The sequence below is a fragment of the Pseudomonas sp. C5pp genome, from assembly GCF_000814065.1.
Classification (GTDB): domain Bacteria; phylum Pseudomonadota; class Gammaproteobacteria; order Pseudomonadales; family Pseudomonadaceae; genus Aquipseudomonas; species Aquipseudomonas asiatica.
Genome location: NZ_JWLN01000014.1, coordinates 1 through 24,422, shown reverse-complemented (window position 1 = coordinate 24,422; position 24,422 = coordinate 1). Strand labels below are relative to the sequence as shown.

Annotated in this window: 28 protein-coding genes; 10 read left to right on the top strand and 18 right to left on the bottom strand. The window is 63.2% G+C overall.

The features are described 5' to 3' along the window. Nucleotides 1–91 precede the first annotated feature (91 nt). The 4 genes from RR51_RS13515 to RR51_RS13500 all read right to left on the bottom strand — a co-directional run bounded on the left by RR51_RS13515 (nt 92) and on the right by RR51_RS13500 (nt 2,166). Entirely contained in the window at nt 92–907 is an 816-nt protein-coding gene (locus tag RR51_RS13515) for a M48 family metallopeptidase (protein ID WP_013970933.1), read from the bottom strand. A gap of 180 nt (nt 908–1,087) precedes the next feature. Beyond that, complete coding sequence (locus tag RR51_RS13510; protein WP_003260669.1) at nt 1,088–1,708, bottom strand: SOS response-associated peptidase; 621 nt, start codon at nt 1,706–1,708, stop codon at nt 1,088–1,090. A gap of 15 nt (nt 1,709–1,723) precedes the next feature. Further along, nucleotides 1,724–1,984 (bottom strand): putative signal transducing protein, encoded by a 261-nt coding sequence (locus RR51_RS13505; RefSeq protein ID WP_013970931.1) that lies wholly within the window; start codon nt 1,982–1,984, stop codon nt 1,724–1,726. Beyond that, nucleotides 1,984–2,166, bottom strand: a complete 183-nt coding sequence (locus tag RR51_RS13500) for a CPXCG motif-containing cysteine-rich protein (RefSeq protein WP_003260667.1) — start codon at nt 2,164–2,166, stop codon at nt 1,984–1,986. The genes RR51_RS13505 and RR51_RS13500 overlap by 1 nt, the downstream gene beginning before the upstream one ends. 122 nt (nt 2,167–2,288) lie before the next feature. Between RR51_RS13500 and RR51_RS13495 the strand changes: the two genes are divergently transcribed. Further along, nucleotides 2,289–3,458 carry a 1-acyl-sn-glycerol-3-phosphate acyltransferase gene (locus RR51_RS13495; RefSeq protein WP_161795741.1) on the top strand — a complete coding sequence of 390 codons (1,170 nt, stop codon included), beginning with the start codon at nt 2,289–2,291 and terminating at the stop codon, nt 3,456–3,458. 116 nt (nt 3,459–3,574) lie between these two features. On the opposite strand, the gene RR51_RS13490 is transcribed toward RR51_RS13495, so the two are convergent. Both RR51_RS13490 and RR51_RS13485 read right to left on the bottom strand, forming a co-directional pair. Continuing rightward, nucleotides 3,575–3,835, bottom strand: coding sequence for a hypothetical protein (locus tag RR51_RS13490; protein WP_013970930.1), 261 nt, complete (start codon nt 3,833–3,835; stop codon nt 3,575–3,577). A 197-nt stretch (nt 3,836–4,032) separates the two neighbouring features. Beyond that, nucleotides 4,033–4,617, bottom strand: a complete 585-nt coding sequence (locus RR51_RS13485; RefSeq protein WP_013970929.1) for a YajG family lipoprotein — start codon at nt 4,615–4,617, stop codon at nt 4,033–4,035. A 145-nt stretch (nt 4,618–4,762) separates the two neighbouring features. Here RR51_RS13485 and RR51_RS13480 point away from each other — a divergent pair, with 145 nt between their 5' ends. Further along, nucleotides 4,763–4,996, top strand: a complete 234-nt coding sequence (locus tag RR51_RS13480; protein ID WP_013970928.1) for a hypothetical protein — start codon at nt 4,763–4,765, stop codon at nt 4,994–4,996. Nucleotides 4,997–5,596: 600 nt separating this feature from the next. Further along, nucleotides 5,597–7,105 carry a malate dehydrogenase (quinone) gene (gene mqo, locus RR51_RS13475; RefSeq protein WP_039613800.1) on the top strand — a complete coding sequence of 503 codons (1,509 nt, stop codon included), beginning with the start codon at nt 5,597–5,599 and terminating at the stop codon, nt 7,103–7,105. Nucleotides 7,106–7,283: 178 nt separating this feature from the next. Here mqo and RR51_RS13470 read toward each other — a convergent pair whose 3' ends face one another. The 4 genes from RR51_RS13470 to RR51_RS13455 form a co-directional block, all read right to left on the bottom strand. Beyond that, the gene (locus RR51_RS13470) at nt 7,284–7,574 is read right to left on the bottom strand and encodes a PA4642 family protein (RefSeq protein ID WP_003256344.1); all 291 of its coding nucleotides are present in this window, start codon (nt 7,572–7,574) and stop codon (nt 7,284–7,286) included. A gap of 68 nt (nt 7,575–7,642) precedes the next feature. After that, nucleotides 7,643–8,113, bottom strand: coding sequence for a hypothetical protein (locus RR51_RS13465; RefSeq protein ID WP_013970925.1), 471 nt, complete (start codon nt 8,111–8,113; stop codon nt 7,643–7,645). A 159-nt stretch (nt 8,114–8,272) separates the two neighbouring features. After that, nucleotides 8,273–8,746, bottom strand: coding sequence for a WbuC family cupin fold metalloprotein (locus RR51_RS13460; protein WP_039613799.1), 474 nt, complete (start codon nt 8,744–8,746; stop codon nt 8,273–8,275). A gap of 2 nt (nt 8,747–8,748) precedes the next feature. Beyond that, the gene (locus tag RR51_RS13455) at nt 8,749–9,306 is read right to left on the bottom strand and encodes a hypoxanthine-guanine phosphoribosyltransferase (protein WP_003256346.1); all 558 of its coding nucleotides are present in this window, start codon (nt 9,304–9,306) and stop codon (nt 8,749–8,751) included. Between the two features lie 161 nt (nt 9,307–9,467). Here RR51_RS13455 and upp point away from each other — a divergent pair, with 161 nt between their 5' ends. Both upp and RR51_RS13445 read left to right on the top strand, forming a co-directional pair. Beyond that, on the top strand, nt 9,468–10,106 hold the full coding sequence (upp, locus tag RR51_RS13450) for a uracil phosphoribosyltransferase (protein WP_011532223.1): 639 nt from the start codon (nt 9,468–9,470) through the stop codon (nt 10,104–10,106). A 2-nt stretch (nt 10,107–10,108) separates the two neighbouring features. Further along, complete coding sequence (locus RR51_RS13445) at nt 10,109–11,383, top strand: uracil-xanthine permease family protein (RefSeq protein WP_013970921.1); 1,275 nt, start codon at nt 10,109–10,111, stop codon at nt 11,381–11,383. Nucleotides 11,384–11,515: 132 nt separating this feature from the next. On the opposite strand, the gene hemH is transcribed toward RR51_RS13445, so the two are convergent. Both hemH and RR51_RS13435 read right to left on the bottom strand, forming a co-directional pair. Further along, the gene (hemH, locus tag RR51_RS13440; RefSeq protein WP_039613798.1) at nt 11,516–12,529 is read right to left on the bottom strand and encodes a ferrochelatase; all 1,014 of its coding nucleotides are present in this window, start codon (nt 12,527–12,529) and stop codon (nt 11,516–11,518) included. Between the two features lie 13 nt (nt 12,530–12,542). Continuing rightward, nucleotides 12,543–13,448: a TIGR01777 family oxidoreductase gene (locus RR51_RS13435; protein ID WP_039613797.1), complete on the bottom strand. Its 906-nt coding sequence runs from the start codon at nt 13,446–13,448 to the stop codon at nt 12,543–12,545. 187 nt (nt 13,449–13,635) lie between these two features. Between RR51_RS13435 and RR51_RS13430 the strand changes: the two genes are divergently transcribed. The 5 genes from RR51_RS13430 to RR51_RS13410 all read left to right on the top strand — a co-directional run bounded on the left by RR51_RS13430 (nt 13,636) and on the right by RR51_RS13410 (nt 18,708). Beyond that, on the top strand, nt 13,636–14,622 hold the full coding sequence (locus RR51_RS13430) for an NAD(P)/FAD-dependent oxidoreductase (RefSeq protein WP_013970918.1): 987 nt from the start codon (nt 13,636–13,638) through the stop codon (nt 14,620–14,622). A gap of 100 nt (nt 14,623–14,722) precedes the next feature. Then, nucleotides 14,723–15,691: a YbgA family protein gene (locus RR51_RS13425; protein ID WP_038408696.1), complete on the top strand. Its 969-nt coding sequence runs from the start codon at nt 14,723–14,725 to the stop codon at nt 15,689–15,691. Further along, entirely contained in the window at nt 15,681–16,580 is a 900-nt protein-coding gene (locus RR51_RS13420) for a MerR family transcriptional regulator (RefSeq protein ID WP_015268948.1), read from the top strand. Before RR51_RS13425 ends, RR51_RS13420 begins: the two co-directional genes overlap by 11 nt. After that, the gene (phrB, locus tag RR51_RS13415) at nt 16,571–18,013 is read left to right on the top strand and encodes a deoxyribodipyrimidine photo-lyase (protein WP_039613796.1); all 1,443 of its coding nucleotides are present in this window, start codon (nt 16,571–16,573) and stop codon (nt 18,011–18,013) included. The genes RR51_RS13420 and phrB overlap by 10 nt, the downstream gene beginning before the upstream one ends. Next, nucleotides 18,010–18,708, top strand: coding sequence for an SDR family oxidoreductase (locus tag RR51_RS13410; RefSeq protein ID WP_039613795.1), 699 nt, complete (start codon nt 18,010–18,012; stop codon nt 18,706–18,708). The genes phrB and RR51_RS13410 overlap by 4 nt, the downstream gene beginning before the upstream one ends. A gap of 124 nt (nt 18,709–18,832) precedes the next feature. Here RR51_RS13410 and RR51_RS13405 read toward each other — a convergent pair whose 3' ends face one another. From RR51_RS13405 to hemA, 6 genes are all read right to left on the bottom strand, one after another. Beyond that, nucleotides 18,833–19,351 (bottom strand): acyloxyacyl hydrolase, encoded by a 519-nt coding sequence (locus RR51_RS13405; protein WP_039613794.1) that lies wholly within the window; start codon nt 19,349–19,351, stop codon nt 18,833–18,835. Between the two features lie 100 nt (nt 19,352–19,451). Then, nucleotides 19,452–20,249, bottom strand: a complete 798-nt coding sequence (gene murI / locus RR51_RS13400; RefSeq protein ID WP_039613793.1) for a glutamate racemase — start codon at nt 20,247–20,249, stop codon at nt 19,452–19,454. Beyond that, entirely contained in the window at nt 20,242–20,997 is a 756-nt protein-coding gene (locus RR51_RS13395; RefSeq protein ID WP_013970911.1) for a molybdopterin-synthase adenylyltransferase MoeB, read from the bottom strand. The genes murI and RR51_RS13395 overlap by 8 nt, the downstream gene beginning before the upstream one ends. Next, entirely contained in the window at nt 20,991–21,821 is an 831-nt protein-coding gene (gene prmC, locus RR51_RS13390) for a peptide chain release factor N(5)-glutamine methyltransferase (protein WP_039613792.1), read from the bottom strand. The genes RR51_RS13395 and prmC overlap by 7 nt, the downstream gene beginning before the upstream one ends. Continuing rightward, nucleotides 21,821–22,903: a peptide chain release factor 1 gene (gene prfA / locus RR51_RS13385; protein WP_013970909.1), complete on the bottom strand. Its 1,083-nt coding sequence runs from the start codon at nt 22,901–22,903 to the stop codon at nt 21,821–21,823. The genes prmC and prfA overlap by 1 nt, the downstream gene beginning before the upstream one ends. Beyond that, nucleotides 22,900–24,177 carry a glutamyl-tRNA reductase gene (hemA, locus tag RR51_RS13380; RefSeq protein WP_015268942.1) on the bottom strand — a complete coding sequence of 426 codons (1,278 nt, stop codon included), beginning with the start codon at nt 24,175–24,177 and terminating at the stop codon, nt 22,900–22,902. The genes prfA and hemA overlap by 4 nt, the downstream gene beginning before the upstream one ends. Nucleotides 24,178–24,422: the final 245 nt, after the last annotated feature.

Below are 24,422 nucleotides of genomic sequence, written 5' to 3'. Positions count from 1 at the left end.
CGGTACAGGCACCAGGAAGTGTGGTGCTCTTACCGGCCCTTTCGCAGCACAAGGCTGCTCCTACAAGGGGTAAGCATCTGGAAGTCGGGTCTTACTTCTTGGCTGCCTGATACAGCGGCATCACCTTCGGAATGGCCGCCTGCAACGAAGCAATGCGGCTCTGGGACGCCGGGTGAGTGCTCATGAACTCAGGCGGCGCGCCCTCGGAAGCCTGGCTCATCTTGTTCCACAGAGTGATTGCGGCATTCGGGTCGTAACCGGCACGCGCCGAGAGCTCCAGGCCGATCAGGTCGGCTTCGTTCTCGTTGGCCCGGCTGTTGGGCAGGGTCATTGCATAGTTCACCACGGTATCGGCCATGGCCATGCTGCCCTGGCCGAGGCCAAACAGGGCACCGGCGCCCTGGCGCGCCATTTCCACGCCATACGCCTTGGACATCGCTTCGCGGCTGTGCTCACGCAAAGCGTGGGCGATCTCGTGGCCCACCACCGCAGCAATTTCCGCATCGGTGAGCTTGAGCTGATCGATCAGGCCGGTGTAGACGATGATCTTGCCGCCCGGGCCGCAGTTGGCGTTGAGCTCGTCGCTCTTGATCACGTTGACTTCCCAGTTCCATTGCGCGGCATCCGGGCGGAACTTGGGGGTCTGGGCAATCAGGCGGTTGGCAATTACCTGCACACGCTTGGCATCTGCGCTGGACTTGTCGAGCACGCCTTTGTTCGATGCCTCACCCAGGGTCTGCTGGTACGACTGGGCGTACATCTGGTTGACTTCATCGGTCGAAAGCATGCTGAACATGTACTGCTGGCGCTCGACGCCGACAGCACCGCCGCTGGTGGTATTAACCGCCTGGCAGCCGGCCAGCAGGATGCCAGCACTCAACAGGCTGACGACAAAAGACTTACGCATGAAAACACTCCCTTTCTACATGCGCCGTATCCTAGGACGACTCGCCGGTGGGCCGCCATAGCCGCACGGAAGAATTTATTTTCCTGCACCGGCCTCTTCGCGGGTGAACCCGCTCCTACAGGGATAATGCGATCGTTGTAGGAGCGGCTTCAGCCGCGAAGAGGCCGGCACAGCCATACATCAGGCCGGAGTCAGGCACTCCGGCGCATCCAGCTTCGGATCATTGACGAAATGCGCCAGGGCCCGCTCGCGCAACGTCGCCGGCGGGCTGGCCAACAATTCATGCAGGCGGGCCAGCGGCGTGTCCGGGTCAAGCCAGGCCGCCTGCCCCGCCTCGTCCAGTATCAACGGCCGACGCTGGTTCATCGCCGCCTGGGTCACCACCGCACAACTCAGCCAAACCTGGTCCTGCACCGGGTAGGCCTCCCACACGGCGGCGAAGTACAGTGATGCACCCTCCCCCGGGGTCAGCCAGTACGGGCGCTTGCGCACGCTGCCGCGCCATTCGTAAAAGCCGTTGGCCGGCATCAGGCAGCGGCGCAGGCGAAACGCGTCGCGAAACATCGGCTGCTCGGCCAGGGTTTCGGCGCGGGCATGGGCGGGGGTGCGGGACAGGTCGGTGAGCCAGGCCGGGGTCAGCCCCCAGCGCGCCTTGGCCAGTTGCAACTGGCCGTCGAGCTGGCGCTGGATCAGCACCGAAGCCCCGGGCGAGATGTTCCATTGGGCTGGCTGGCCAACGGGAAAGCCCGGCAGACTGGCAAGAGCCTGGGGCCAGCGAAACAGGGCGTAACGTCCACACATGGGCGAATTCAGAACCTAGCAGATCAAGGTACCGGGGAAACTCTCCGGTTCGTCGCCAACCAGTGGCTGGGCATCATTGTACGCATCGATTAGCTGCCGTGCGTACTCGGCCTGTTCATCAGCCACGGCAAGCCCAAGCAAGCCCTGCATCGGCAGTTCACCGGCAGCACCGATCAGGTCACGACCAACCAGGTGCGCCTCGACCCCCTCGCTGGCGAGCATGCCCGCCAGCATTTCAGCCTCGAGCAGGTTTTCCGGTTCGTAGATACGCTGCATCAGTCATTCTCACCGAATACATCCAGCATCCACTCCTCGCCATGAACTTGCAGCACGAAGCGGATAGGCTTGCAACATACCTGACAGTCCTCGATGTACTCCTGATCGCCACCGGACAGGTCCACCGTGGTTTCGACTTCTTCGCCACAATAAGGGCAATCGTAGATCGCAGTTTGCAGCATCGCGGCCTCCGGGGTGACTTATGCGTATAATTGCCGGTCTGTTTACAGGGCCTGTGTGTGTCCGAGCCGTTTTTCGGAGCCCGCCCCTACCTTATTACCCTAGCCGTTTCCAACAAGAGAGCATGATGGGCGAATTCGATGCCATCCGACCGTACGACGACGCTGAGGTCCCTGCCGTTCTGGCACGCCTGCTCAGCGACCCGGCATTCCTCGATATCCTCACCCACTTCCGCTTCCCGCGTGCGGCCGGTGCTCTCGGCTGGTTGCTCAAACCGCTGATCGCCCGCCGCCTGCGCAAGGAATTCGCCGGTGTCACCTGTGTCTCGACCTTGCAGGACAAAGTCGAGTACTACGTCGACCAGACCATCGACCGCGCCACCGACGGCGTCACCTATTCGGGCGTGGAGCAGCTCAAGGCCGGCACCGCCTACCTGTTTCTGGCCAACCACCGTGACATCGTCATGGACCCGGCCTTCGTCAACTACGCGGTTTACCACGCCGGCCTGCCCACGCCGCGCATCGCCATTGGCGACAACCTGCTGCAAAAGCCGTTTGTCAGCGACATGATGCGCCTGAACAAGAGCTTCATCGTGCACCGCTCGATCAGTGGGCGCCGCGAGAAGCTGGCGGCCTACCAGTTGCTCTCAGCCTACATCAACCACTCGATCCGCAACGACGCCACGTCGATCTGGATCGCCCAGGCAGAAGGCCGGGCCAAGGACGGTGACGACCGTACCGATTCGGCGATCCTCAAGATGTTCCACATGAGCCGCAAGGACGAGCCGTTCGGCGCGGTGATCCAGAGCCTGAACCTGACACCGGTTTCGATCAGCTACGAATATGACCCGTGCGACCAGGCCAAGGCCCGCGAGCTGTACATCCGCGCCACCACCGGCACCTACAAGAAGGCGCCGGGCGAGGACGACAACAGCATCGCCAAGGGCATTACCGGCTACAAAGGCCGGGTGCACATCAACTTCGCCCCGCCGGTGACCGAGTATCACGAGGATACCAAGCAGCTGGCAGCGGAAATCGACCGGCAGATCCTCGGTGGCTACCGACTGTTCCCGGTGCACTACCTGGCCTATGCGATGTGGGATGGCAGGGATGAGGCGCTACAGGTGCCGAGCGCCGAGAAGGTGTTCCCGGCCGATGAGCTGGCTCGGGCCAAGGAGGAATGGCAACGCCGCCTGGATGCCTGCCCTGAGGAGCAGAGGCCGTACCTTGTGCTGCAGTATGCGACGCCGGTGCGCAACCAGTACCAGGTCAGGCAGCAGGCACCGGTTGCCTGATCGATCCTAGGGCTGCTTTGCAGCCCATCGCGACACAAGGCCGCTCCTACAGGGGATCGTGCATACCTGTAGGAGCGGCTTTGTGTCGCGATGGGCCGCAAAGCGGCCCTGAAATCTCAAATCCAGGTACTGAACCAGGACAGCAGCAACGCCATCGCCAGGCACGAAAAGCCGAGAATGTAGAAGTACCGCGGCACCCGCAGGTCGAACGCGTCCACCACCCCCTCGTCCACCGCCATGTATTCGCGGGTTTCGGCCTCGCGCCGCCGCGCACTGTGCAGCAGCAACCCGCCCGGGCAGGTCAGCAGCAGCGCCAGCAAATTGATCAGCTTGGTCGGGTGGGCGGCCAGGAACCCCCAGAGCACTTGCAAGGACATCACGCAACCTCGGTATGAGCGACGGCAAAGGCCGGCATTCTACCCAAGTCATGCCCAGACGCCCGGCTCAGGCGACAAAGTGTCATCAAATTTCATCTGGAATGGCATGAAATTTTGCCGGCCTCTTCGCGGGCACAGACAACAAAAAACCCGCTGCCTGGAACACAGGCAGCGGGTTTTGTTTTATAGCTGAAGGCTTACTGCCCCAGCACCTGACCGATGGTCGGGTCCTTGAACATGCGGGTCAGGGCATCGCTCAGCACATCGCCCACCAGCTGGGTGTTGGTTTCCTGGTTCGGCGCCATGCCGAAACGCTGGTCCAGCGAAGCGCCGTAACGGCCACTGTAGCGGCGGCCGCCATTGGACACGTCGGCACGGAATGTGGCGCCGATGGTAGCCTCGGTCACGTACAGGTTGTCTTTCGGCGACTGGTACTTCAGTTCGGCCAGCGTCACGGTCAGCTGCGGCGCGTTGTAGGCGTTCGGCGTCGGGGTGAAGCCGAGCAGGCGTACGGCGGCTTCGGCCTGGGCCTGCAGCTTGGGCACGATGTCGTTGCCACTCACGCTGATGGTACTGGTCTCGGGATACATGCCACCGCGAGTGCCCAGGGACTGCGAGGCCCGGCCATCAACTACCCGGACCACTACCGGCTGGCCATGGCCGACCGGGGCGAGCTGGGCCTTGAGCGTGGGTTGCGGGTTGAGTTGTTGCGGGCTGTGGGCACAACCGACCAGGCTGAGGCTGGCCACGGCGATCAAACCGAACAACAGACGTTGCAACATGCGCGTTACTCCAGAAAAAGCGGCGAAGGCCCACAGTATACCTAGCCACGCATCGACCAGTCATCGGTCCGGCCCGCTTGTCACAATCGTTTCATCGCCGCGCCCTTATCCTTGCGCCAAGCCCTAACGCACAGGACTCGCTGCCATGGCCTCGCTCTGGACCCTGCTGTTCCAACGCCCGCGCCACAACACCTATGCCCGCCTCGATGCAGACGGCAAATGCCTGGCCTTCAAGCAATGCAGCCAGGCGCCCAGCGGCAGCGGCTGGGTCCAGATCGGCGAAATCCGGCTCGCCTGGCTGGGCCGCGAGCTGCCCGCCAGTGCCCGGGTTTGCGCCCGCGCAAGCCGCCGCTGGCACCAGCGCATCCTCGCGGCCTGACAAACGCTGCAATAAAAACCACGAATGGCGACATTTCTGCCCGCGACATCGCTATAATCTCCCCCCGATTATAAGGACGTCTCCTGATCGGGCCCCGCACTCGCCGATTGACCCCGGCAACTTCAATGCTTCGCCCACAGAGAGCCTTCCACTCAGGTCTTGCATCGGCTGTCGTGCCTGCTTTTCCGGCCCTTCACACTGCATGAACCTGCGGGTTGCCATCGCGCAGTCCCCTTTTGAGGTTCACGTCTCCAAAAGAGCGTGAAAAAACGGTTTTCACAACTTCACAAGAGTGTGGCGAGCAAATGAACAGTCTGGCATGTGCAAAAGCGGCAGATGTGTCCCGAACAGCCCTGAACAGGCGGCAAATGCGCTCATCCCGTATGAGTGTCTGAGCCGTTCCATAACGCACGCACGACACCTTGACCATAAGTCGAATTGCCGCACCCGTGGCAAACCGCGTTCAATACGCGAACCCGAAGACTGATTGGCGGTGTCCGCGGAAGTTGCAAGAACTGCGAAAAGTCGGACATGGCGACCCTGGCGAACCCAGGTCCTATGCTGTCAATTAGGTAGCTGTAGATTGTGGAGACGCGTTAAATGGCGCAGAACGAATCGGTTGATGTGGTACTGGTAGGCGCAGGCATCATGAGTGCCACCCTGGCCGTACTGCTCAAGGAGCTCGACCCGACCCTGAAGCTTGAGGTCGTGGAGGCGATGGACTCCGGAGCCGCGGAAAGCTCCAACCCCTGGAACAACGCAGGCACCGGCCACGCCGGCCTGTGCGAGCTTAACTACACGCCCCAGGCCGCCGATGGCAGCATCGACATCAAGAAGGCCGTGCACATCAACACCCAGTTCGAGGTTTCGCGCCAGTTCTGGGCCTACCTGAGCAAGAAGGGCAACTTCGGCTCGGCACGTGCCTTCATCAACCCTGTCCCGCACCTGAGCTACGTCGAGGGTGACAAGGGCGTTTCCTTCCTCAAGAAGCGCTATGAGCTGCTCAAGCAGCACCATGCCTTTGCGGACATGGAATACACCGAAGACAAGGCCGTGATGAAGGACTGGATGCCGCTGATGATGCCAGGCCGCCCAGCCGACCAGCACATCGCCGCCACCCGCGTGCTCAAGGGCACCGACGTCAACTTCGGCGCCCTGACCAACAAGCTGCTGAAGCTGCTGGGCGACTCGCAGGACGCCCAGGTCAAGTACAGCAAGAAGGTTGTTGGCCTGCGCCGTAACGGCAAGGGCTGGACCGTGAGCATCAAGGACGTCAACAGCGGCGGTAGCCGTGAAGTGGACGCCCGCTTCGTCTTCCTCGGCGCCGGTGGCGCGGCCCTGCCGCTGCTGCAGCTGTCGGGCATTCCGGAAAGCAAAGGCTTCGGCGGCTTCCCGGTCAGCGGCCAGTGGCTGCGTTGCGACAACCCGGAAATCGTCAAGCAGCACCAGGCCAAGGTCTACAGCCAGGCCGCGGTCGGCGCCCCGCCGATGTCGGTACCGCACCTGGATACCCGCGTGGTCGATGGCAAGAAATCGCTGCTGTTCGGTCCATATGCCGGCTTCACCACCAAGTTCCTCAAGCACGGTTCGCTGATGGACCTGCCGCTGTCGGTACGCATGGGCAACATCGGCCCGATGCTGGCCGTGGCCCGTGACAACATGGACCTGACCAAGTACCTGGTCAGCGAAGTGATGCAGTCGATGGAGCAGCGCCTGGAAGCCCTGCGTCGCTTCTACCCGCAGGCCAAGGCCGAAGACTGGCGCCTGGAAGTAGCCGGTCAGCGCGTGCAGATCATCAAGAAAGATCCGAAGAAAGGCGGCGTGCTGCAGTTCGGTACCGAGCTGGTCTCGGCCCAGGACGGCAGCCTGGCTGCACTGCTCGGCGCATCGCCGGGTGCTTCGGTGACCGTTTCGATCATGCTGGAACTGATCGAGCGCTGCTTCCCCGAGCAGGCCAAAGGTGCCTGGGCTGCCAAGCTCAAGGAAATCTTCCCGGCTCGCGAGAAGACCCTGGCGACCGATGCTGCCCTGTACCACAAGATCAGTGCCGACAACGACGTGGCGCTGGAACTGGTGGAAAGCAGCCCGGCAGCCAAGCATTACGCCTGATTCGGCCGGTCACGAAAAAACGCCCCTCGGGGCGTTTTTTTGTGCCTGGATCTTAGTAAGCCTGTTCCGGACCTTTCGCGGGTAAACCCGCTCCCACAAGGACCGCACCACAGCTAAGGGCTGTGCTGTACCTGTGGGAGCGGGTTTACCCGCGAAAGGGCCGGAGCAGGTTTACAAATCAGCCACGGGCCTTGGCGATGATCTCGATGTAATCCGGCGCATTGCGCTGGTCGGCAATCTGCTCGACAAAGGTCTTGCCGTGCTCGTCTTTGCCATCCAGGTCCAGCCCAGCCTCGACGAAGAAGCCGACAAAACGCTCGAAATCGTCGATGCGCAGGCCGCGGTAGGCCTTGACCAGCTTGTGCAGCGACGGCGAGGTCACGCCATCGGCCGGCTCGAACTGGAGGAACGACTTGATGTAGTCGTCGCTGATCTCGTCACCGATTACCTGTTTCTTGTCTTTACGCATTGCCGACTCCAACTGGACCATCACGAAATTTCGAAGGCCGGCAGTGTACCCCCCGCAGGCCGGGCGCCTCAACGCGTACGTACGGTACCGGTGTGCAGGTCGGCCCAGACGTGGCCGTTGCCGTAGGTGAGGAACTGCACATACAGCGTCTCGTTGCGCAGCAGGTCCATGATCACGCGGTAGTCGCTGAGCGGATAATTCAGGCTCAGGGTGCGGGTTTTCTCATCGTATACGGGTTTCTTCAGGCTCTTGGCCGCTTCACCGTCAAAGGTCAGCAGTACCTGGGCGATGGTTGCGCCCTTGCTCAGCGGCTTGCCCTTGAGGCGCACCTGCAACGACGAGGTGATCGGGATCGGCTGCTGGTCGGATTGGCGTTGGGTACCCACTACCACCGAGTAGTCGGTCACTTGCAACAATTGCTGGCCGGTCGGCGCTTCCTGGCGCAGGGACTGGTCGTCAGGTGGCAGGAACTGGCTGTGCAGCGGTGCGGCGGCGAGTGGCAGGCTGACCGCCAGCAGGAGGGGAAGAAACGCACGCATGTGAGGCTCCTTGAATGAAGGAGCACTCTAGCATGCTGTGTCTGGGCTGTACCGGCCCTATCGCCGGCAAGCCAGCCACACAGGGATAGCACATGGCTTGAGGCCACCGGGGTCGAGGTGGGAGCTGCCTTGCCGGCGATAGGACCGGTACAGTCGACATCAATCGAACTGCGCGCGCATCCAGGCCTGGTACTCGTCCACGCCCTCTTCTCCTTCGCGCGGCGCCCAGTGCGCATGTTCGCCTTCACCCACCGGCCGATACGGTCCGGCCTTGCACTCGAACAGGATGCTGTCCGGTTCCAGCACCACAAGCCCATGGTAAATGCCGGGCGCCAAATCCACACCCAGGCAGTCGCCGCCCGCCTGCAGCACTCGCTTGTCGATCACCGCCCCCTGCTCGTTGAAGAGCAGCAGGCCCAGGCAACCCTTGAGCACGACCAGCGTTTCGGCTTTGTCATCGCTCAGGTGTCGATGCGGCGGGATATAGGTGCTCGGTTGCAGCCCGACTGCCATGCGGTGGCAAGGCTCTTCCATTTCATGGAAATTGTGATGTTGCCGCCCACGCGGGTTGGCTGCAGCCTTTGCGGCCAGCCCGGCGAACAGCGATTGGTCGATGAACGCAGGCTGGCGCATGATCACAGCCCCTTTACGGCGAAAATGCCGTTGGCGTTGCGCCAGTAGCCTTTGTAGTCCATGCCGTAACCGAAGATATAGCGGTCGACGCAGGGCAGGCCCACGTAGTTGGCCTTGAGTTCCGGGCTGGCCTTGCGGTCATGGTCCTTGTCGATCAGTACCGCGGTGTGCACCGAGCGCGCACCGGCGTGCTTGCAGAACTCGATGATGGCGCTGAGGGTGTGGCCTTCGTCGAGGATGTCATCGACGATCAGTACGTCACGGTCGATGAACGATACTTCGGGCTTGGCCTTCCAGAACAGCTCGCCGCCGCTGGTCTGGTTGCGGTAGCGGGTAGCGTGCAGGTAGCTGGCTTCCAGTGGGAACTGCAGGTGGGTCAGCAGTTTGCCCGAGAAGATCAGGCCGCCGTTCATCACGCAGAAAACCACCGGGTTCTTGTCGTGCAGGTCCTTGCAGATCTGCTCGCCGACTTTGGCGATGGCCGCTTCGACTTCGGCTTCGGTGTACAGGCAGTCAGCTTCACGCATGACTTGACGGATATGCTCGAGATCGGCGGACATGGCGCTCTCCGGGGGTGCATTTTGGAAAAGCGGGCAAAGGTACGCATCCGCTCGTCACAGATCAAGCATTTATGGACTAACGTCCAGAATGACCAGACGACAGCACAGGCTGAATAGATTAATCTAGCGCGGTTTTTTTGCCCGCCTTTCGGAGCCCCCCTATGCCCACTCGTGAGATCCGCCATCCGCTGATCCGCCACAAGCTCGGCCTGATGCGCCGTGCCGATATCAGCACCAAGAATTTTCGCGAACTTGCCCAGGAAGTCGGCGCGCTCCTGACCTACGAAGCCACCCAGGACCTGCCGCTCGAAACCTACGAGATCGACGGCTGGTGCGGCAAGGTGCAAGTTGAAAAAATCGCCGGCAAGAAGATTACCGTGGTACCGATCCTGCGAGCCGGCATCGGCATGCTCGACGGCGTGCTCAGCCTGATCCCGGGCGCCAAGGTCAGCGCCGTCGGCGTTGCCCGCAACGAGGAAACCCTCGAAGCCCACACCTACCTGGAAAAGCTCGCGCCGGACATCAACCAGCGCCTGGCCCTGATCATCGACCCGATGCTGGCCACCGGCGGTTCGATGGTCGCCACCATCGACCTGCTGAAGAAGGCCGGCTGCAAAGAGATCCGCGCCATGGTTTTGGTCGCTGCGCCAGAAGGCATCGAAGTGGTGGAAAAAGCCCACCCGGACGTGCAGATCTACACCGCCTCGATCGACCAGCGCCTGAACGAACACGGCTACATCGTGCCGGGCCTGGGCGATGCCGGTGACAAGATCTTCGGCACCAAGCAAAAGGACGCCTGACCATGCAGGACGGCTTCAACGACCCGCTCTGGCGCCAGGTCGTTTCGGGCGCGCAAATGCTCTTCGTGGCATTCGGCGCGCTGGTGCTGATGCCACTGATCACCGGCCTCGATCCGAACGTAGCGCTGTTCACTGCCGGCATCGGCACCCTGCTGTTCCAGCTGGTCACCGGCCGCCAGGTACCCGTGTTCCTGGCCTCGAGCTTTGCTTTCATCACCCCGATCATCCTCGCCAAGGGCCAGTTCGGCCTGGCCGAGACCATGGGCGGCGTGATGGCCGCAGGTTTCGTGTACACCTTCATGGGCCTGATGGTAAAAATCAAAGGCACCGGTTTCATCGACCGCATGCTGCCGCCGGTGGTGATCGGCCCGGTGATCATCTCCATCGGCCTGGCCATGGCGCCGATCGCCGCCAATATGGCGATGGGCAAGGCCGGTGATGGCAGCGTGCTGCTGCCCTACAAGACCGCCATGATGATCTCGATGCCGGCCCTGCTGACAACGCTGATCGTTGCCGTGTTCGGCAAGGGCATCTTCCGTCTGGTGCCGATCATTGCCGGCGTGTTCGTAGGCTTTGCCCTGTCGTTCGCCTTTGGCGTGGTCGACACTGCCAAGATCGCCGCCGCGCCGTGGCTGGAGCTGCCCAACTTCACCGCGCCAGCATTCAACTGGCAGGCCATCCTGTTCATCGTCCCGGTTGCCCTGGCACCGGCGATCGAGCACATCGGCGGGGTGATCGCGGTCGGCAGCGTGACCGGCCGTGACTACCTGAAGAAGCCCGGTCTGCACCGCACCCTGCTGGGCGACGGCCTGGCCACCACCGCAGCCGGCCTGTTCGGCGGCCCGCCCAACACCACCTATGCCGAAGTCACCGGCGCGGTGATGCTGACCAAGAACTACAACCCGAAGATCATGACCTGGGCGGCGATTTTCGCTATCACCCTCGCCTTCATCGGCAAGTTCGGCGCATTGCTGCAAAGCATTCCGGTACCGGTGATGGGTGGCATCCTGTGCCTGCTGTTCGGCTCGATCGCGGCGGTGGGCATGAACACCATGATCCGCCACAAGATCGACCTGGCTGAAGCGCGCAACCTGGTGATCGTGTCGGTGACACTGGTGTTCGGTATCGGCGGCGTACTGATCGGCAGTGGTGATGGCCCGGATGACTGGGGCCTGAAAGGCATCGCCCTGTGCGCCATCGTGGCTATCGCCCTGAACCTGATCTTGCCGGGCAATGATGGCTGGAAGCACAAGAAGCTGGATGATCAGTTGCCTTGATTCGGCTTTAGCCTGACCCGGCCACTTCGCGGGTAAACCCGCTCCCACAGGTACCCCGCTGCCCTCAGGCCTTGTGCAAAACCTGTGGGAGCGGGTTTACCCGCGAAGAGGCCAGAACAGGCAACCTTGGACTCAGGCTTTTTCGCACATCCCCGCCAGCGCCTTCACCCACTCCGGGTGATCATTCAGGCAAGGCACCAGCACCAGCTCCTGCCCGCCGGCCTCGACAAACTGCTCGCTCCCGCGCATGCCGATCTCTTCCAGGGTCTCGATGCAATCGGCCACGAACGCCGGGCACATTACCAGCAGCTTCTTCACCCCAGCCTTGGCCAGCTCGTCCAGCCGCGCCTCGGTATAGGGTTCGATCCACTTGGCCCGCCCCAGTCGTGACTGGAACGACACCGACCACTTGCCATCGGGTATGCCCATCTTCTGAGCAAAGGCCCTGGCCGTTGCCAGGCACTGCCCGCGGTAGCAGACCGCGCGCATGTCGGCATTGGCATCCTTGCAGCAATCGGCCGCCTGGAAGTCATGCTTGCCGGTAGGGTCCAGCTTCTTCAAGTGGCGCTCCGGCAAACCATGGAAGCTCAGTAATAGGTGATCGTAATCCTGCTCCAGGTAAGGCCGGGCGCTGGCGACCAATGCCTCGATGTAGTCCGGGTGCTCGTAGAATGGCTGCAGCACGCGAAGTTGCAACGGCAACTGGCGTTCACTGACCGTCTGCCTGGCCAGTTCCACCACAGTGGTCACCGTGCTGTCAGCGAACTGTGGATACAGCGGCGCCAGGGTCACCTTGCGCACACCCTGGGCCACCAGGCGCTCCAGCACCTCGGGCAAGGCCGGCTGGCCATAGCGCATGGCAATCTCCACCGGGCCATGGGGCCAGTGCTCGACCATTGCCGCCTGCAGGCGACGGGTCAGCACTACCAGCGGCGAGCCCTCTTCCCACCAGATCGAGCCATAGGCATGCGCCGACTGCTCCGGGCGCTTGATCAGGATCAGCGACACCAGCAGGCGCCGTACCGGCCAGGGCAGGTCGATCACATACGGGTCCATGAGGAACTGGTTGAGGTAGCGGCGCACATCGGCCACCGAGGTGGAGGCCGGGGAACCCAGGTTGACCAGCAGCAGGGCGTGATCGGTCATGCAGCGTCCTATGTCAGAGGCGGCTGGACAGGTTGTCCAGAGCCGATTGCAAATCGTTGAAGCGGAAGGTGAAGCCTGCCGCCAGCAAGCGTGCCGGGCGGGCGCGCTGGCCGCCGAGTAGCAGGGTCGACAGCTCACCCAGCCCCGCCTTGAGCAGCAGTGCCGGCACTGGCAGCAGCGCCGGCCGGTGCAAGGTGCGGCCCAGGCGCCTGGCGAACTCGCGGTTGCGCACCGGCTCCGGGGCGCAGGCATTATAAGGACCGCTGGCATCCTTGTGCTGCAAGAGAAAATCAATCAGGGCGACCTGGTCGTCTATATGGACCCAAGGCATCCACTGCCGCCCGTCGCCCAAAGGCCCGCCCAGCCCCAGTTTGAAGGGCAGGCGCAGGCGCGACAAAAAGCCGCCATCACTGGCCAGAACCAACCCGGTACGCACCAGCACCACGCGAATGCCCTGGGCCTGGGAACGCAGCGCCGTCTCTTCCCAGGCGATGCACAGCTGGCTGGCGAAATCTTCGCGCACCGGCGGTGAAGCCTCGGTCAGCTCGCGTTCGCCACCGTCTCCGTACCAGCCCACCGCCGAGCCGGAAATCAACACTTCCGGACGCTGTTCGCGGCTGCCCAACCAGGCCAGCAACTGCTCGGTGAGGGTGACGCGGCTGGCCCACAGCAGGTTGCGCCGGGTCGCCGTCCAGGGCCGGTCGGCAATCGGGGCGCCGGCCAGGTTGATCACCGCGTCCAGCTGATCGTCCGCCTCCAGTTGCTCCAGGCGGGCGATGCCACGCACGCCGGTCCCACAAATTTTCGGCACCTGCTCGGGTCGCCGGCTCCATACCGTCAGGCGATGACCCTGGCCGAGCCAGTACTGACACAGGTGCCTGCCAATCAACCCGGTGCCGCCTGTCAGCAATATATGCATGGCTGTGTCCTCGCAGAATGCGGCGGTGGTCTATTTTTAACATCAAGGCACTTTTTTGACCCGACGCTCTCGGATAAACATAGGCCAACCTGCCTGCCAACACGGAATAACCTTATACAACATTTGAGCATTGTACAGGTTTGCCTGACAGCGTAGTCTGCTTACAGCAAGGTTTGAAGAGGCCATCATGACAGTACCTATCGCCATCATCGGGGCCGGTATCGCCGGTCTGTCAGCCGCCCAGGCCTTGCAGAAGGCCGGGCAATCCGTGCATTTGTTCGACAAGGGCCACGGCAGTGGCGGGCGCATGGCCAGCAAGCGCAGCGAAGCTGGCGCGCTGGACCTCGGCGCCCAATACTTTACGGCCCGTGACCGCCGCTTCGTCGAGCAGGTACAGCAATGGGTTGCCGCCGGTTGGGCCGCGCAATGGAAGCCACAGCTGTACAACTACCGCGATGGTGAACTCAGCCCCTCCCCCGACGAGCAGACGCGCTGGGTGGGCGTGCCGCGCATGAGTGCAATCACCCGCGGCCTGCTCAAGGACGTGACGGTCAACTTCGGCTGCCGCATCGCCGAAGTGTTCCGCGGCAAGCAGTACTGGCACCTGCAGGACACCGAAGGCTGCAGCCACGGCCCCTACAGCCGCGTGGTGATCGCCGTGCCGGCGCCACAGGCCACGCCACTGCTGGCCGCTACTCCGAAGCTCGCTGCCGTGGCCGCCGGTGTGCAGATGGAGCCCACCTGGGCCGTCGCCCTGGCCTTCCAGACCCCGCTGGACACCCCGATGCAAGGCTGCTTCGTGCAGGACAACCCGCTCGACTGGCTGGCGCGCAACCGCAGCAAGCCCGGACGTGACGAGCAGCTCGACACCTGGGTACTGCACGCCACCTCGGACTGGAGCCGGCAACACATCGACCTGCCCAAGGAAGAAGTGATCGAACAGCTGTGGGGCGAATTCGCCGAACTGGTCGGCTGCGTGGTGCCAGCACCTACTTTTGCCTTGGCCCACCGCTGGCTTTATGCCCGCCCGAGCAGCAACCATGAATGGGGCGCACTGGCCGATGCTGACCAGGGCCTATACGCCTGCGGCGACTGGTGCCTGTCCGGCCGCGTCGAGGGCGCCTGGCTCAGTGGCCAGGAAGCGGCGCGTCGGCTGCTCGAACATCTCGAGTGATGTAGGGTTATACAAAAAAAACTGTTTGCATAACTTCCGGGCTGTGCTGGAATGAACCTGTACAACTATTTTGTCTCGTACAGGTTTTTGGAGGCAGCCCATGCACGACTCATCCGCCCACAGCAAGCCGCGTATCGCCATCAGCGCCTGCCTGACCGGGCACAGCGTGCGCTATAACGGCGGACACAAGGCCTCCGACCTGTGCCGTATGCAACTCGAGGAACATTTCGACTGGTTGCCGGTGTGCCCGGAGGTGGCCATCGGCCTGGGCGTGCCGCGCGACCCGATCCGCCTGGTCGGCGACCCCGAGCAGCCGGAAGTGGTAGGCACCCGCAACCCCGGCATGGACCTGACCGGGCCGCTGCGCAGCTATGGCGAGCAAATGGCGGCGGAACTCGATGATATCTGCGGCTACATCTTCATGCAGAAATCGCCTTCCTGTGGCCTGGAGCGGGTCAAGGTATACCAAGACAATGGCCACCCTGCCTTCCACGGTGGGCGGGGAGTGTATGCGCAGGCGTTCTGCGCACGGCGGCCGGACCTGCCGGTGGAAGAAGAAGGCCGCCTGCACGACCCCGTGCTGCGCGAGAACTTCATCAGCCGCGTGTACGCGTACGCCGACTGGCAGCGCCTGCTGGCCGAAGGCCTGAGCCGTGGCGCTCTGGTGCGATTCCACTCACGCTACAAGTACCTGTTGATGGCCAACAACCCGCAGGCCTACCGCAGCCTCGGGCGCCTGCTCGGCAGCATGAGCAAGGACGATGACCCGCAAAGCATCGGCCCGCGCTACTTCAGCCAGCTGATGCAGGCTCTGCGCCGCTGTGCCAGCCGCGGCACTCATTGCAACGTGCTGCAGCATCTGAGCGGCTACTTCAAGGATATCCTCACACGGCAGGACAAAGCCGAGCTGCAGGCCATCATCGGCCAATACCAGCAAGGCGTGGTGCCGCTGGTAGTGCCGCTGACCCTGCTCAAGCACCATTTGCGCAAGCATCCCGATCCGTATCTGCAGCAGCAGGCCTACCTTCAGCCGCACCCCGAGAGCCTGGGCCTGCGCAATGCCGTCTGAGATCCTGTTGCCCATCGGCGAACTGGCTCGCCGCACGGGCGTCAATCCCGTCACCCTGCGAGCCTGGGAGCGCCGCTACGGCCTGCTCAAGCCCCAGCGTACCGCCAAGGGCCATCGCCTGTATCCGCTGGAGCAGGTCGAACGAGTAGAAGCGATCCTCGCCTGGCTGCAGCGCGGCGCCTCCGTCGGCCAGGTACGCGAGCTGCTCGACAAACCGGCCAGCACGCCGCCGAAAGGCGACTGGCAAGCCCGGCAGTTCCAGCTGATCGAGGCCATCGCCACGCTGTCGCAGCGCGCCCTCGACCAGCAGCTCAACCAGGCGATGGCCTTGTACCCGGCCGTCACCCTGTGCGAGCAATTGCTGTTGCCGCTGCTCGACCTCCTCGACCTGCGCTGGCGCAACTATTTCAACGCACGGCTGGAACAGGTGTTTTTCCACAGCTGGTTGCGCAGCAAGCTGGGCGCCAGGGTCTACCACGACAACCAGTTGCTGCATGGGCCTGCCATCTTGCTGGCCGAAGACAGCGAACACACTTTCAGCCCCGGTTTGTGGTTGTGCGCCTGGCTGTTCACCAGCAACGGCCTGCCGGTTGAAGTGCTGGAGCACACCATTGCTGGCGCGCACCTGCAACGCGCAGCCACCATGCTCAAGCCACGCGCCGTGCTCCTGCACCTGGGGCCACGCATCGATGACAAGGCGTTGCACCGTACCCTGTCCAACCTGCCCGTGCCGACCCTGGCTGGCGGTCCGACGCTGGCGCTGCATGAAACCCGGCTGCGCGCCTTGGGGCTGCCCAATCTTGCCCTGTTCGATACCCCGCAGGCGGCATTGCGTTTGCTGCAAGCCCATGACCGCCAGCCTGGAGAGATGACCGCACCATGCACCTGACCTGGCTGCGCAGCGACCTGCGCATCGATGACAACACCGCGCTAGCTGCCGCCAGCGAACGCGGCCCGACCCTCGCACTGTGGCTGGTCAGCCCCGGGCAATGGCTGGCCCACGACGACGCCGCCTGCAAGGTCGACTTCTGGCTGCGCAGCCTGCGCGACCTGCGCCAGTCGCTGGAGCGCTTGAACATCCCCCTGCTGATCCGCAAGATCGACACCTGGGACCAGGTGCCACAGGCCGTACTCGACGTCTGCCGCCAACATCAGGTGCAAAGCGTGCACTGGAACGAGGAGTACGGCATCAACGAGCAACGTCGCGACGACGCCACCCGTGCGCTGCTGGAAAAGTCGTCCATCCAGGCCCACAGCCACCTCGACCAGCTGTTGTTCCGCCCTGGCACCATCCTTACCCGCAGCGGCGACTACTTCCAGGTGTTCAGCCAGTTCAAGAAGAGCTGCCTGGAGCACCTGCACCGCAGCCTCCCTGCCCTGGCCCGCCAGATAAAACGCCAGGCACCGCTGCATGTCAGCAGCGACCCGATCCCACAGCACGTGGACGGCTTCGAAAAACCCGCGCAGGCACTGCGCGACCATTGGCCGGCCGGCGAAGCCGAAGCGCAGGCGCGGCTGACCCGTTTTCTCGATGAAACCATCGACGATTACCAACAGCTGCGTGACTTGCCTGCCAAGCCCGGTACCAGCCAGCTCTCCGCCTATCTGGCCGCCGGCGTGATCTCGCCACGCCAGTGCCTGCACGGTGCCCTGGCCAGCAACCGCGGCGAGTTCGACAGCGGCAGCAGCGGCGTGCAAACCTGGATCAACGAGCTGCTCTGGCGCGAATTCTACAAACACATCCTGACCGGTTATCCACAGGTCTCGCGTCACCGCGCCTTCCGCGCCCAGACCGAAGCCCTGCCCTGGCGCGATGCACCGGCCGACCTCGAAGCATGGGAACAGGGCCGAACCGGCTTCCCGATCATCGACGCCGCCATGCGCCAACTGCTGCACACCGGGTGGATGCACAACCGCCTGCGCATGATCGTGGCCATGTTCCTCAGCAAGAATCTGCTGATCGACTGGCGCAAGGGCGAGCGGCATTTCATGCGCCACTTGATAGACGGCGACCTGGCCGCCAACAACGGCGGTTGGCAGTGGAGCGCGTCCACTGGCACCGACGCAGTGCCCTATTTCCGCATCTTCAACCCGGTTTCACAGTCGCAGCGATTCGACCCGCAAGGGCGTTTCATTCGGCACTGGCTGCCGGAATTGCAGGGGGTGGATGAAAAAGCCATTCATTTCCCCGTGAAGTCGGCCGATCTTTTTGCTAGATATTCCTACCACAGTCCAATTGTCGATCTCGACAGCAGTCGCCAGCGCGCACTGGAGGCATTCAAGAACCTCCCGCGCCGGCAGGATCAGAGGGCAGCATCTTGAACAACGCACGCAGTATCTGGGTGACGGGAGCAGGCAATGGACTTGGCCTGGCTTTAGTGGAGGAGCTGCTCGGGCAAGGACACCGGGTAGCTGCAAGCGCGAAACATGGCGAGGCACTGGATGCCTTGGGTGCACGCTATGGCAGCCAGCTGTTGCGCTTGCCGTGGCAGTTGCACGAAGAACATCAGGCGGCACAGGCCAGCCAGCAGATCTGCCATGCCTGGTGCGCGCTGGATGGCTTGATCATCAACGCCGGTACCAGCGATTACCTGGCGGACGATGTGGCGGACAGCGAGTTGTTCGAGGCGATCGTCACGGACAACCAGTTGGCCGGCGAGCATTGCCTGGCCAGTGCGCTGCCGTTGTTGGCGAAGGGTCACTCGCCGCAGGTGATGGCGGTGTTCAACCGTTATTCGGCGCTGCAGTTGCATGCACCGACGCAGGTGCCTGCGGGCTGGAACAACATGCCGCAATGGATGCGCGAGCAGCGTCAGGCGTTGAAGGCGCAGGGGGTTGAGCTGACCGTGGTGGGGCCGCAGTCGCTGAAGAAACCCGTGACACCGGCGCAGGCGCTACCGGAGGCATGGACGCCGCAGGATGCGGCAGAAGAACTGCTGCGGCGGTGGCCGCAGAGGGAGCCCGAGCTTGTGCTGGAGGTCTTGGATCTCAATGGCCTGTGGCCGTTGACGCGCTAGAGCCTGGCATCGGCACTGCTTTGTTTCGCGGGTAAACCCGCTCCCACAGGTACACCACTGCACTCAAGATACAGGGGGTGCTATGGGAGCGGGTTCACCCGCGAAGAGGCCGGCACAGGAGAGCTCAGAGCGCCATGCGGTAATGCAGACTATAGCTCTCCACCCCATCGTTGGGCTGCTTGATGCCCGCGTTGGAATAGTGAATCGCCCGCACGCCAATCTCATGCCCACCGGCAAAGCGCAATCCAAAGCCGATGCGGTCCTCGAACTGGAATGCCGAGCCCAGCTCGTTGTCTTCCAGCTCGGTGCTGGAGAATGCCGCCACGCCAATCCCAGCCTCTATATAAGGCTTCACCGACTCCCCGGCAAACTCGTAGACGAACACCGGCGCGAACGACAGGCTATGGTTGCTCGCGGTCTCGTCACCATCCCAATAGGTGTAGGCCCCATCCCAATACCCCGTCAGGCGCCCGACGCTGGTCTGCCACCAACTCGCTTCCCAATTCGATTGCAGCCCCAACCGGTAGACCATGGTCGAGTCACCGGTCTGCCCCACCGAAAACGAAACGTCGGCAGCCTGCGCCGACAGTGAGTGCCCCAGGGTGAAGACGGCAGCCGCCGCCAAGCCGAGCAGCTTCTTCATGAGCAACATCCTTCTTTGCTGTTATTGATATCCGCCTCATTTCAGGCAAGGCGGTAGAAAACGGCAGCGGTACGATAGTTCAGCTTCTTTCACGTTTTTTTCACAATGAAAAGCTTTCCACACTGTCCGACTTATGCCACAGCAAAGGCAGGATCTTTCTGAGAGATTGCGGATCGGCACTGGTCCAGAAGCGGGTATCCCTGGCAGGCCCATCGGCCAACAGGTCATCCGCGCCCAGCAGCCGCTGCAGTTGGCGCGCCACTGCGGCACCGGTGTCGATGATGGCAACGTCGGCTGGCACCATGCCGGCCAGCAACGGGCGCAGGAAGGGGTAATGGGTGCAACCGAGAATCAACGTGTCACAGCCAGCGGCCAGCAACGGCTGCACATAACCTTGCAGCAACTGGCGCAGCGCCGGGCTGGCCAGGTCACCGGTCTCGATCAGATCGACCAGGCCCGGGCAAGGTTGGGTGATGACCTGTACGTCATTGGCAAAACGATCGAGCAAGGCAGCGAACTTGGCACTCTGCAGGGTACCGGTAGTGGCCAGCACACCGACCACGCCCGAGCGCGTGGCGGCGGCAGCGGGCTTCACCGCCGGCTCCATGCCCACCAGCGGCCAGTTCGGGTACAACTCGCGCAGGTCGGCCACCGCCGCCACCGTGGCGGTATTGCAGGCCAGTACCATGGCCTTGGCGCCCTGTTCATGGAAGAACGCAGCAATGCGCCGGAGACGCTCACGGATATAGTCCGGCGACTTCTCGCCGTAGGGTATGTGGCCGCAATCGCCCACGTACAGCAGCGTCTCGTTGGGCAGCAGGCGCTGGATCTCGGCGAGTACCGACAAGCCGCCAACCCCGGAGTCCATCACGCCGACCGGCGCCGAGCGCTCAGCCATCGCGCTTGCCGCAGACCGCACAGGCCGGGTCGCGCTTGACCCGCAATTCGCGGATACGAGTGCCGAGAGCATCGATCAGCAGCAGGCGGCCGACCAGCGGCTCGCCGAACCCGGCCAGCAACTTCATCGCCTCCAGCGCCTGCAGGCTGCCTACCAGGCCCACCAGCGGACCGATCACGCCGGCTTCGCTGCAGGTCAGTTCGGCTTCGCTGCCATGGCCATACAGGCAGTGGTAGCAAGGGCTGTAGTCACGCCGTGGATCGAATACCGACAACTGCCCTTCCAGGCGGATCGCCGCACCGCTGACCAGCGGCTTGCCAGCCGCGACACAGGCAGCGTTGACCGCCTCACGGGTACCGAAATTGTCAGAGCAGTCCAGCACCAGGTCGACCGCTGCCACAGCGGCCGCCAGCGAGTCCTCGTCCAGAGCCTGGCGATGGGCAACCAGGCTGATTTCCGGGTTGATTGCCTGCAGGCGCTGCAGGGCCGAATCGACCTTGCTCATGCCCACGCTCGCACTGTCGTGGATCACCTGGCGTTGCAGGTTGGTCAGGTCGACGGTGTCAAAGTCCGCCAGGTGCAGCTCACCGACCCCGGCGGCGGCCAGGTACAAGGCGACGGGCGAGCCAAGGCCGCCGAGCCCGACGATCAGCGCCTTGCTCTGCTTGAGCCGCAACTGGCCGTCGATGTCGATCTGGGCCAGCAAAACCTGCCGGCTGTAACGCAGCAGTTCCTGATCACTCAGCATGGCAGGCGCCCCAGGGTAATGCGTTCATGGCCGCCCAGGTCCGTGCGGCTGGCGACCTCGATGAAGCCTTGTTCAGCCAGCAAGGCGCGCACCGCCGCTGCCTGATCGTAGCCGTGCTCCAGCAGCAACCAGCCACCCGGTACCAGGTGCGCGGGGGCCTGGACAGCGATCACGCGCAGGTCGTCCAGGCCATCGGCACCGGCCACCAGCGCACTGCTGGGCTCGAAGCGTACATCACCGGCGACCAAATGCGGGTCTGCAGCGGCGATGTAGGGCGGGTTGCTGACAATCAGGTCGAAACGCTCGCCGGCCAGGCTGTCGAACCAATGGCTGAGCCGTACCTGGGCGTTCGCCAGGCCCAGGCGCTGGCGGTTGCGCTCGGCCAGGGCGACGGCCTCCTCCACCCGGTCCACTGCGGTTACCTGCCAGGCCGGGCGATCGCTGGCCAGGGCCAGGGCAATCGCGCCGGTGCCGGTGCCCAGGTCAAGGACCTTGGCCGGCGTGGCGGGTTGCAGTTCAAGGGCAGCTTCGACCAGCAGCTCGGTATCCGGCCGCGGGATCAGGGTATGCGGTGCCACTTCCAGGTCGATCTTCCAGAAGCCCTGCAGCCCGAGAATGTAGGCGACCGGTTCGCCGCCACGGCGGCGCTGCAGGTAGCCAGCATAGGTCTCGGCATCTTCGCTGCTGACGATTCGCTCGGGCCAGGTGTGCAGGTAGCTGCGCGATTTTCCGATGGCCGCGGCCAACAGCAACTCGGCATCCAGCCGCTCGGTAGGCGACTCTGGCAACTGCGCGTTGCGCAGCAGGCTGGCGATGATGGTCATCAGTCCCCCAGGGCGGCCAGTTGATCGGCCTGGTATTCGGCCAGCAGCGGTTCGATCACCGCCTCCACCCCGCCGGCGAGGATATCGTCCAGCGAGTACAGGGTCAGGTTGATACGGTGATCGGTCACCCGCCCCTGTGGATAATTGTACGTACGGATGCGCTCGGAACGGTCACCCGAGCCGACCAGCAGCTTGCGCTCGGTGGCGATGGCATTCTGCGCGGCGCTGGTCTGCATGTCGTTGAGCTTGGCCGACAGCCAGGACATGGCACGGGCACGGTTCTTGTGCTGCGAGCGCTCTTCCTGGCACTCGACCACGATACCGGTGGGCAAGTGGGTGATACGGATCGCCGAGTCGGTCTTGTTGACGTGCTGGCCGCCGGCACCGGATGCGCGGTAGGTGTCCACGCGCAGGTCGGCCGGGTTGATCTCGATGGCCGCCTGCTCGTCCGGCTCGGGCAGTACTGCCACGGTGCACGCGGAGGTGTGGATACGGCCCTGGGATTCGGTCTCGGGCACGCGCTGTACGCGGTGCGCGCCGGACTCGAACTTGAGCTTGCCGTACACGCTCTCACCCTCGACGCGGGCGATGATTTCCTTGTAGCCGCCGTGCTCGCCTTCGTTCTCGGAGAGGATTTCCAGGCGCCAGCCACGCTTTTCGGCGTAGCGTGAATACATGCGGAACAGGTCGCCGGAGAAGATCGCCGCCTCGTCACCACCGGTGCCAGCACGGATTTCGAGGAACACGTTACGGCCATCGTTGGGGTCCTTGGGCAACAGCATGCGTTGCAGCTGCGACTCCAGCGTCAGCAGTTGTTCCTTGGCTTCACGCACTTCTTCCACGGCCATTTCGCGCAGGTCCGGGTCACTGTCCTTGAGCAGCGCCTGGGCACCTTCGAGGTCGTCCTGGACTTTGCGCCACTCTTTATAAGCAGCGTAGACCGGCTCGACTTCGGCGTATTCACGGGAATAGGCGCGAAAGCGCGTCTGGTCGGAAATGACCTCGGCATCACCAAGCAGAGCGGTGAGTTCTTCGAAGCGGTCCTGGAGGATTTCCAGTTTGTTCAGCAGCGACGCTTTCATTGCGGGGATTTGTCCGTCGAGCCCTCGTTGAGGGCAAAGAGTTCCTGGGCCATGGCCAGCGCATCGAGGCGGCCCTCGGCCGAGAGCCTTTTCAACTGCACGCTGGGCGCGTGCAGGAGTTTGTTGGTCAGCCCCCGGGCCAGTTGGGCCAGTACGTCTTCGGGGTTGCCGCCGTTGGCCAGCAGCCGCTGGGCCTTTTGCAGTTCTTCGTCGCGCAGGCGCTCGCATTGCTGGCGATAGGCCTTGAGCACATCCACCGCGGCCAGCTCGCGCAGGCGCAGCATGAAGTCCTCTGCCCCCACCGACACCAGCTCTTCGGCGGCCTGGGCCGCGCCCTGACGACTTTTGAGGTTTTCTGCCACAACGTCGTGCAGGTCATCGACAGTGTACAGGTAGACGTCATCCAGTTCGCCGACTTCGGTTTCGATATCGCGCGGTACGGCAATGTCGACCATGAAAATCGGCTTGTGCCGGCGCTGCTTCAGCGCGCTCTCGACCGCACCCTTGCCAAGGATCGGCAACTGGCTGGCGGTGGAGCTGATGACGATGTCGCTGTTGGCCAGTTCCTGGGGGATGTCGGCCAGCAGAACGGCGTGCGCACCGAACTGCTCGGCCAGGATGCTGGCCCGCTCAAGGGTACGGTTGGCAACGACGATGCGGCGCACGCCCTGCTCATGCAGGTGGCGGGCGACCAGGGTGATGGTTTCGCCGGCGCCGATCAGCAGGGCCTGGCTGCGGCCCAGGTCGCTGAAGATCTGCTTGGCCAGGCTGACCGCGGCAAACGCCACCGACACCGGGTTTTCGCCGATGGCGGTGTCGGTGCGCACCTGCTTGGCGGCACTGAAAGTGGCCTGGAACAGGCGCCCGAGCAGCGGGCCGACGGTGCCGGCCTCACGCGCCACGGCGTAGGCGGACTTCATCTGGCCGAGGATCTGCGGCTCGCCGAGCACCAGCGAGTCCAGGCCGGAGGCCACCCGCATCATGTGCTTTACCGCCTCGTGCTCTTCGTGCACGTAGGCGCTGGCGCGCAGCTCGTCCAGGCTGAGGCGGTGGTAGTCGGCGAGCCATTGCAGCACGACATCGGCGGACAGGTGGTCCTGCTCGATATAGAGCTCGCTACGGTTGCAGGTCGACAGAATCGCCGCTTCGCGGCTGGATGTCAGTCGGCAGAGCTGCTGCAGGGCGTCTACCAGCTGCTCTGGGGTAAACGCCACGCGCTCGCGTACGTCTACCGAGGCAGTCTTATGGTTGATACCAAGTGCAAGAAAGGCCATGCAAGGTCGCTGGTTGTGACGGGAAGCCGATAATTGTCCTCTTTCGCAGGTTTTTGGACAACCACCGTTCGCTATTGCGCTGATAGCGCTGCGGCTATCGCCGGCTTCAGGCCAGCATCAGCGGCAAATTCAGCTCACTCCCCCGCTTTTGATCTGGCTTTTGATCTGGCTCTTGATCTGGCTTTTGATCTTGATCTTGATCTTCGCGACTTCAGGAGGCCGAACGCAGGTCTTGCGGAGGGAGG

Excerpts from the sequence above, each read along its gene's own strand:
- RR51_RS13515 (WP_013970933.1), bottom strand. The coding sequence starts at position 907 with ATGCGTAAGTCTTTTGTCGTCAGCCTGTTGAGTGCTGGCATCCTGCTG.
- RR51_RS13510 (WP_003260669.1), bottom strand. The coding sequence starts at position 1,708 with ATGTGTGGACGTTACGCCCTGTTTCGCTGGCCCCAGGCTCTTGCCAGT.
- RR51_RS13505 (WP_013970931.1), bottom strand. The coding sequence starts at position 1,984 with ATGCAGCGTATCTACGAACCGGAAAACCTGCTCGAGGCTGAAATGCTG.
- RR51_RS13500 (WP_003260667.1), bottom strand. The coding sequence starts at position 2,166 with ATGCTGCAAACTGCGATCTACGATTGCCCTTATTGTGGCGAAGAAGTC.
- RR51_RS13495 (WP_161795741.1), top strand. The coding sequence starts at position 2,289 with ATGATGGGCGAATTCGATGCCATCCGACCGTACGACGACGCTGAGGTC.
- RR51_RS13490 (WP_013970930.1), bottom strand. The coding sequence starts at position 3,835 with ATGTCCTTGCAAGTGCTCTGGGGGTTCCTGGCCGCCCACCCGACCAAG.
- RR51_RS13485 (WP_013970929.1), bottom strand. The coding sequence starts at position 4,617 with ATGTTGCAACGTCTGTTGTTCGGTTTGATCGCCGTGGCCAGCCTCAGC.
- RR51_RS13480 (WP_013970928.1), top strand. The coding sequence starts at position 4,763 with ATGGCCTCGCTCTGGACCCTGCTGTTCCAACGCCCGCGCCACAACACC.
- mqo (WP_039613800.1), top strand. The coding sequence starts at position 5,597 with ATGGCGCAGAACGAATCGGTTGATGTGGTACTGGTAGGCGCAGGCATC.
- RR51_RS13470 (WP_003256344.1), bottom strand. The coding sequence starts at position 7,574 with ATGCGTAAAGACAAGAAACAGGTAATCGGTGACGAGATCAGCGACGAC.
- RR51_RS13465 (WP_013970925.1), bottom strand. The coding sequence starts at position 8,113 with ATGCGTGCGTTTCTTCCCCTCCTGCTGGCGGTCAGCCTGCCACTCGCC.
- RR51_RS13460 (WP_039613799.1), bottom strand. The coding sequence starts at position 8,746 with ATGCGCCAGCCTGCGTTCATCGACCAATCGCTGTTCGCCGGGCTGGCC.
- RR51_RS13455 (WP_003256346.1), bottom strand. The coding sequence starts at position 9,306 with ATGTCCGCCGATCTCGAGCATATCCGTCAAGTCATGCGTGAAGCTGAC.
- upp (WP_011532223.1), top strand. The coding sequence starts at position 9,468 with ATGCCCACTCGTGAGATCCGCCATCCGCTGATCCGCCACAAGCTCGGC.
- RR51_RS13445 (WP_013970921.1), top strand. The coding sequence starts at position 10,109 with ATGCAGGACGGCTTCAACGACCCGCTCTGGCGCCAGGTCGTTTCGGGC.
- hemH (WP_039613798.1), bottom strand. The coding sequence starts at position 12,529 with ATGACCGATCACGCCCTGCTGCTGGTCAACCTGGGTTCCCCGGCCTCC.
- RR51_RS13435 (WP_039613797.1), bottom strand. The coding sequence starts at position 13,448 with ATGCATATATTGCTGACAGGCGGCACCGGGTTGATTGGCAGGCACCTG.
- RR51_RS13430 (WP_013970918.1), top strand. The coding sequence starts at position 13,636 with ATGACAGTACCTATCGCCATCATCGGGGCCGGTATCGCCGGTCTGTCA.
- RR51_RS13425 (WP_038408696.1), top strand. The coding sequence starts at position 14,723 with ATGCACGACTCATCCGCCCACAGCAAGCCGCGTATCGCCATCAGCGCC.
- RR51_RS13420 (WP_015268948.1), top strand. The coding sequence starts at position 15,681 with ATGCCGTCTGAGATCCTGTTGCCCATCGGCGAACTGGCTCGCCGCACG.
- phrB (WP_039613796.1), top strand. The coding sequence starts at position 16,571 with ATGCACCTGACCTGGCTGCGCAGCGACCTGCGCATCGATGACAACACC.
- RR51_RS13405 (WP_039613794.1), bottom strand. The coding sequence starts at position 19,351 with ATGAAGAAGCTGCTCGGCTTGGCGGCGGCTGCCGTCTTCACCCTGGGG.
- murI (WP_039613793.1), bottom strand. The coding sequence starts at position 20,249 with ATGGCTGAGCGCTCGGCGCCGGTCGGCGTGATGGACTCCGGGGTTGGC.
- RR51_RS13395 (WP_013970911.1), bottom strand. The coding sequence starts at position 20,997 with ATGCTGAGTGATCAGGAACTGCTGCGTTACAGCCGGCAGGTTTTGCTG.
- prmC (WP_039613792.1), bottom strand. The coding sequence starts at position 21,821 with ATGACCATCATCGCCAGCCTGCTGCGCAACGCGCAGTTGCCAGAGTCG.
- prfA (WP_013970909.1), bottom strand. The coding sequence starts at position 22,903 with ATGAAAGCGTCGCTGCTGAACAAACTGGAAATCCTCCAGGACCGCTTC.
- hemA (WP_015268942.1), bottom strand. The coding sequence starts at position 24,177 with ATGGCCTTTCTTGCACTTGGTATCAACCATAAGACTGCCTCGGTAGAC.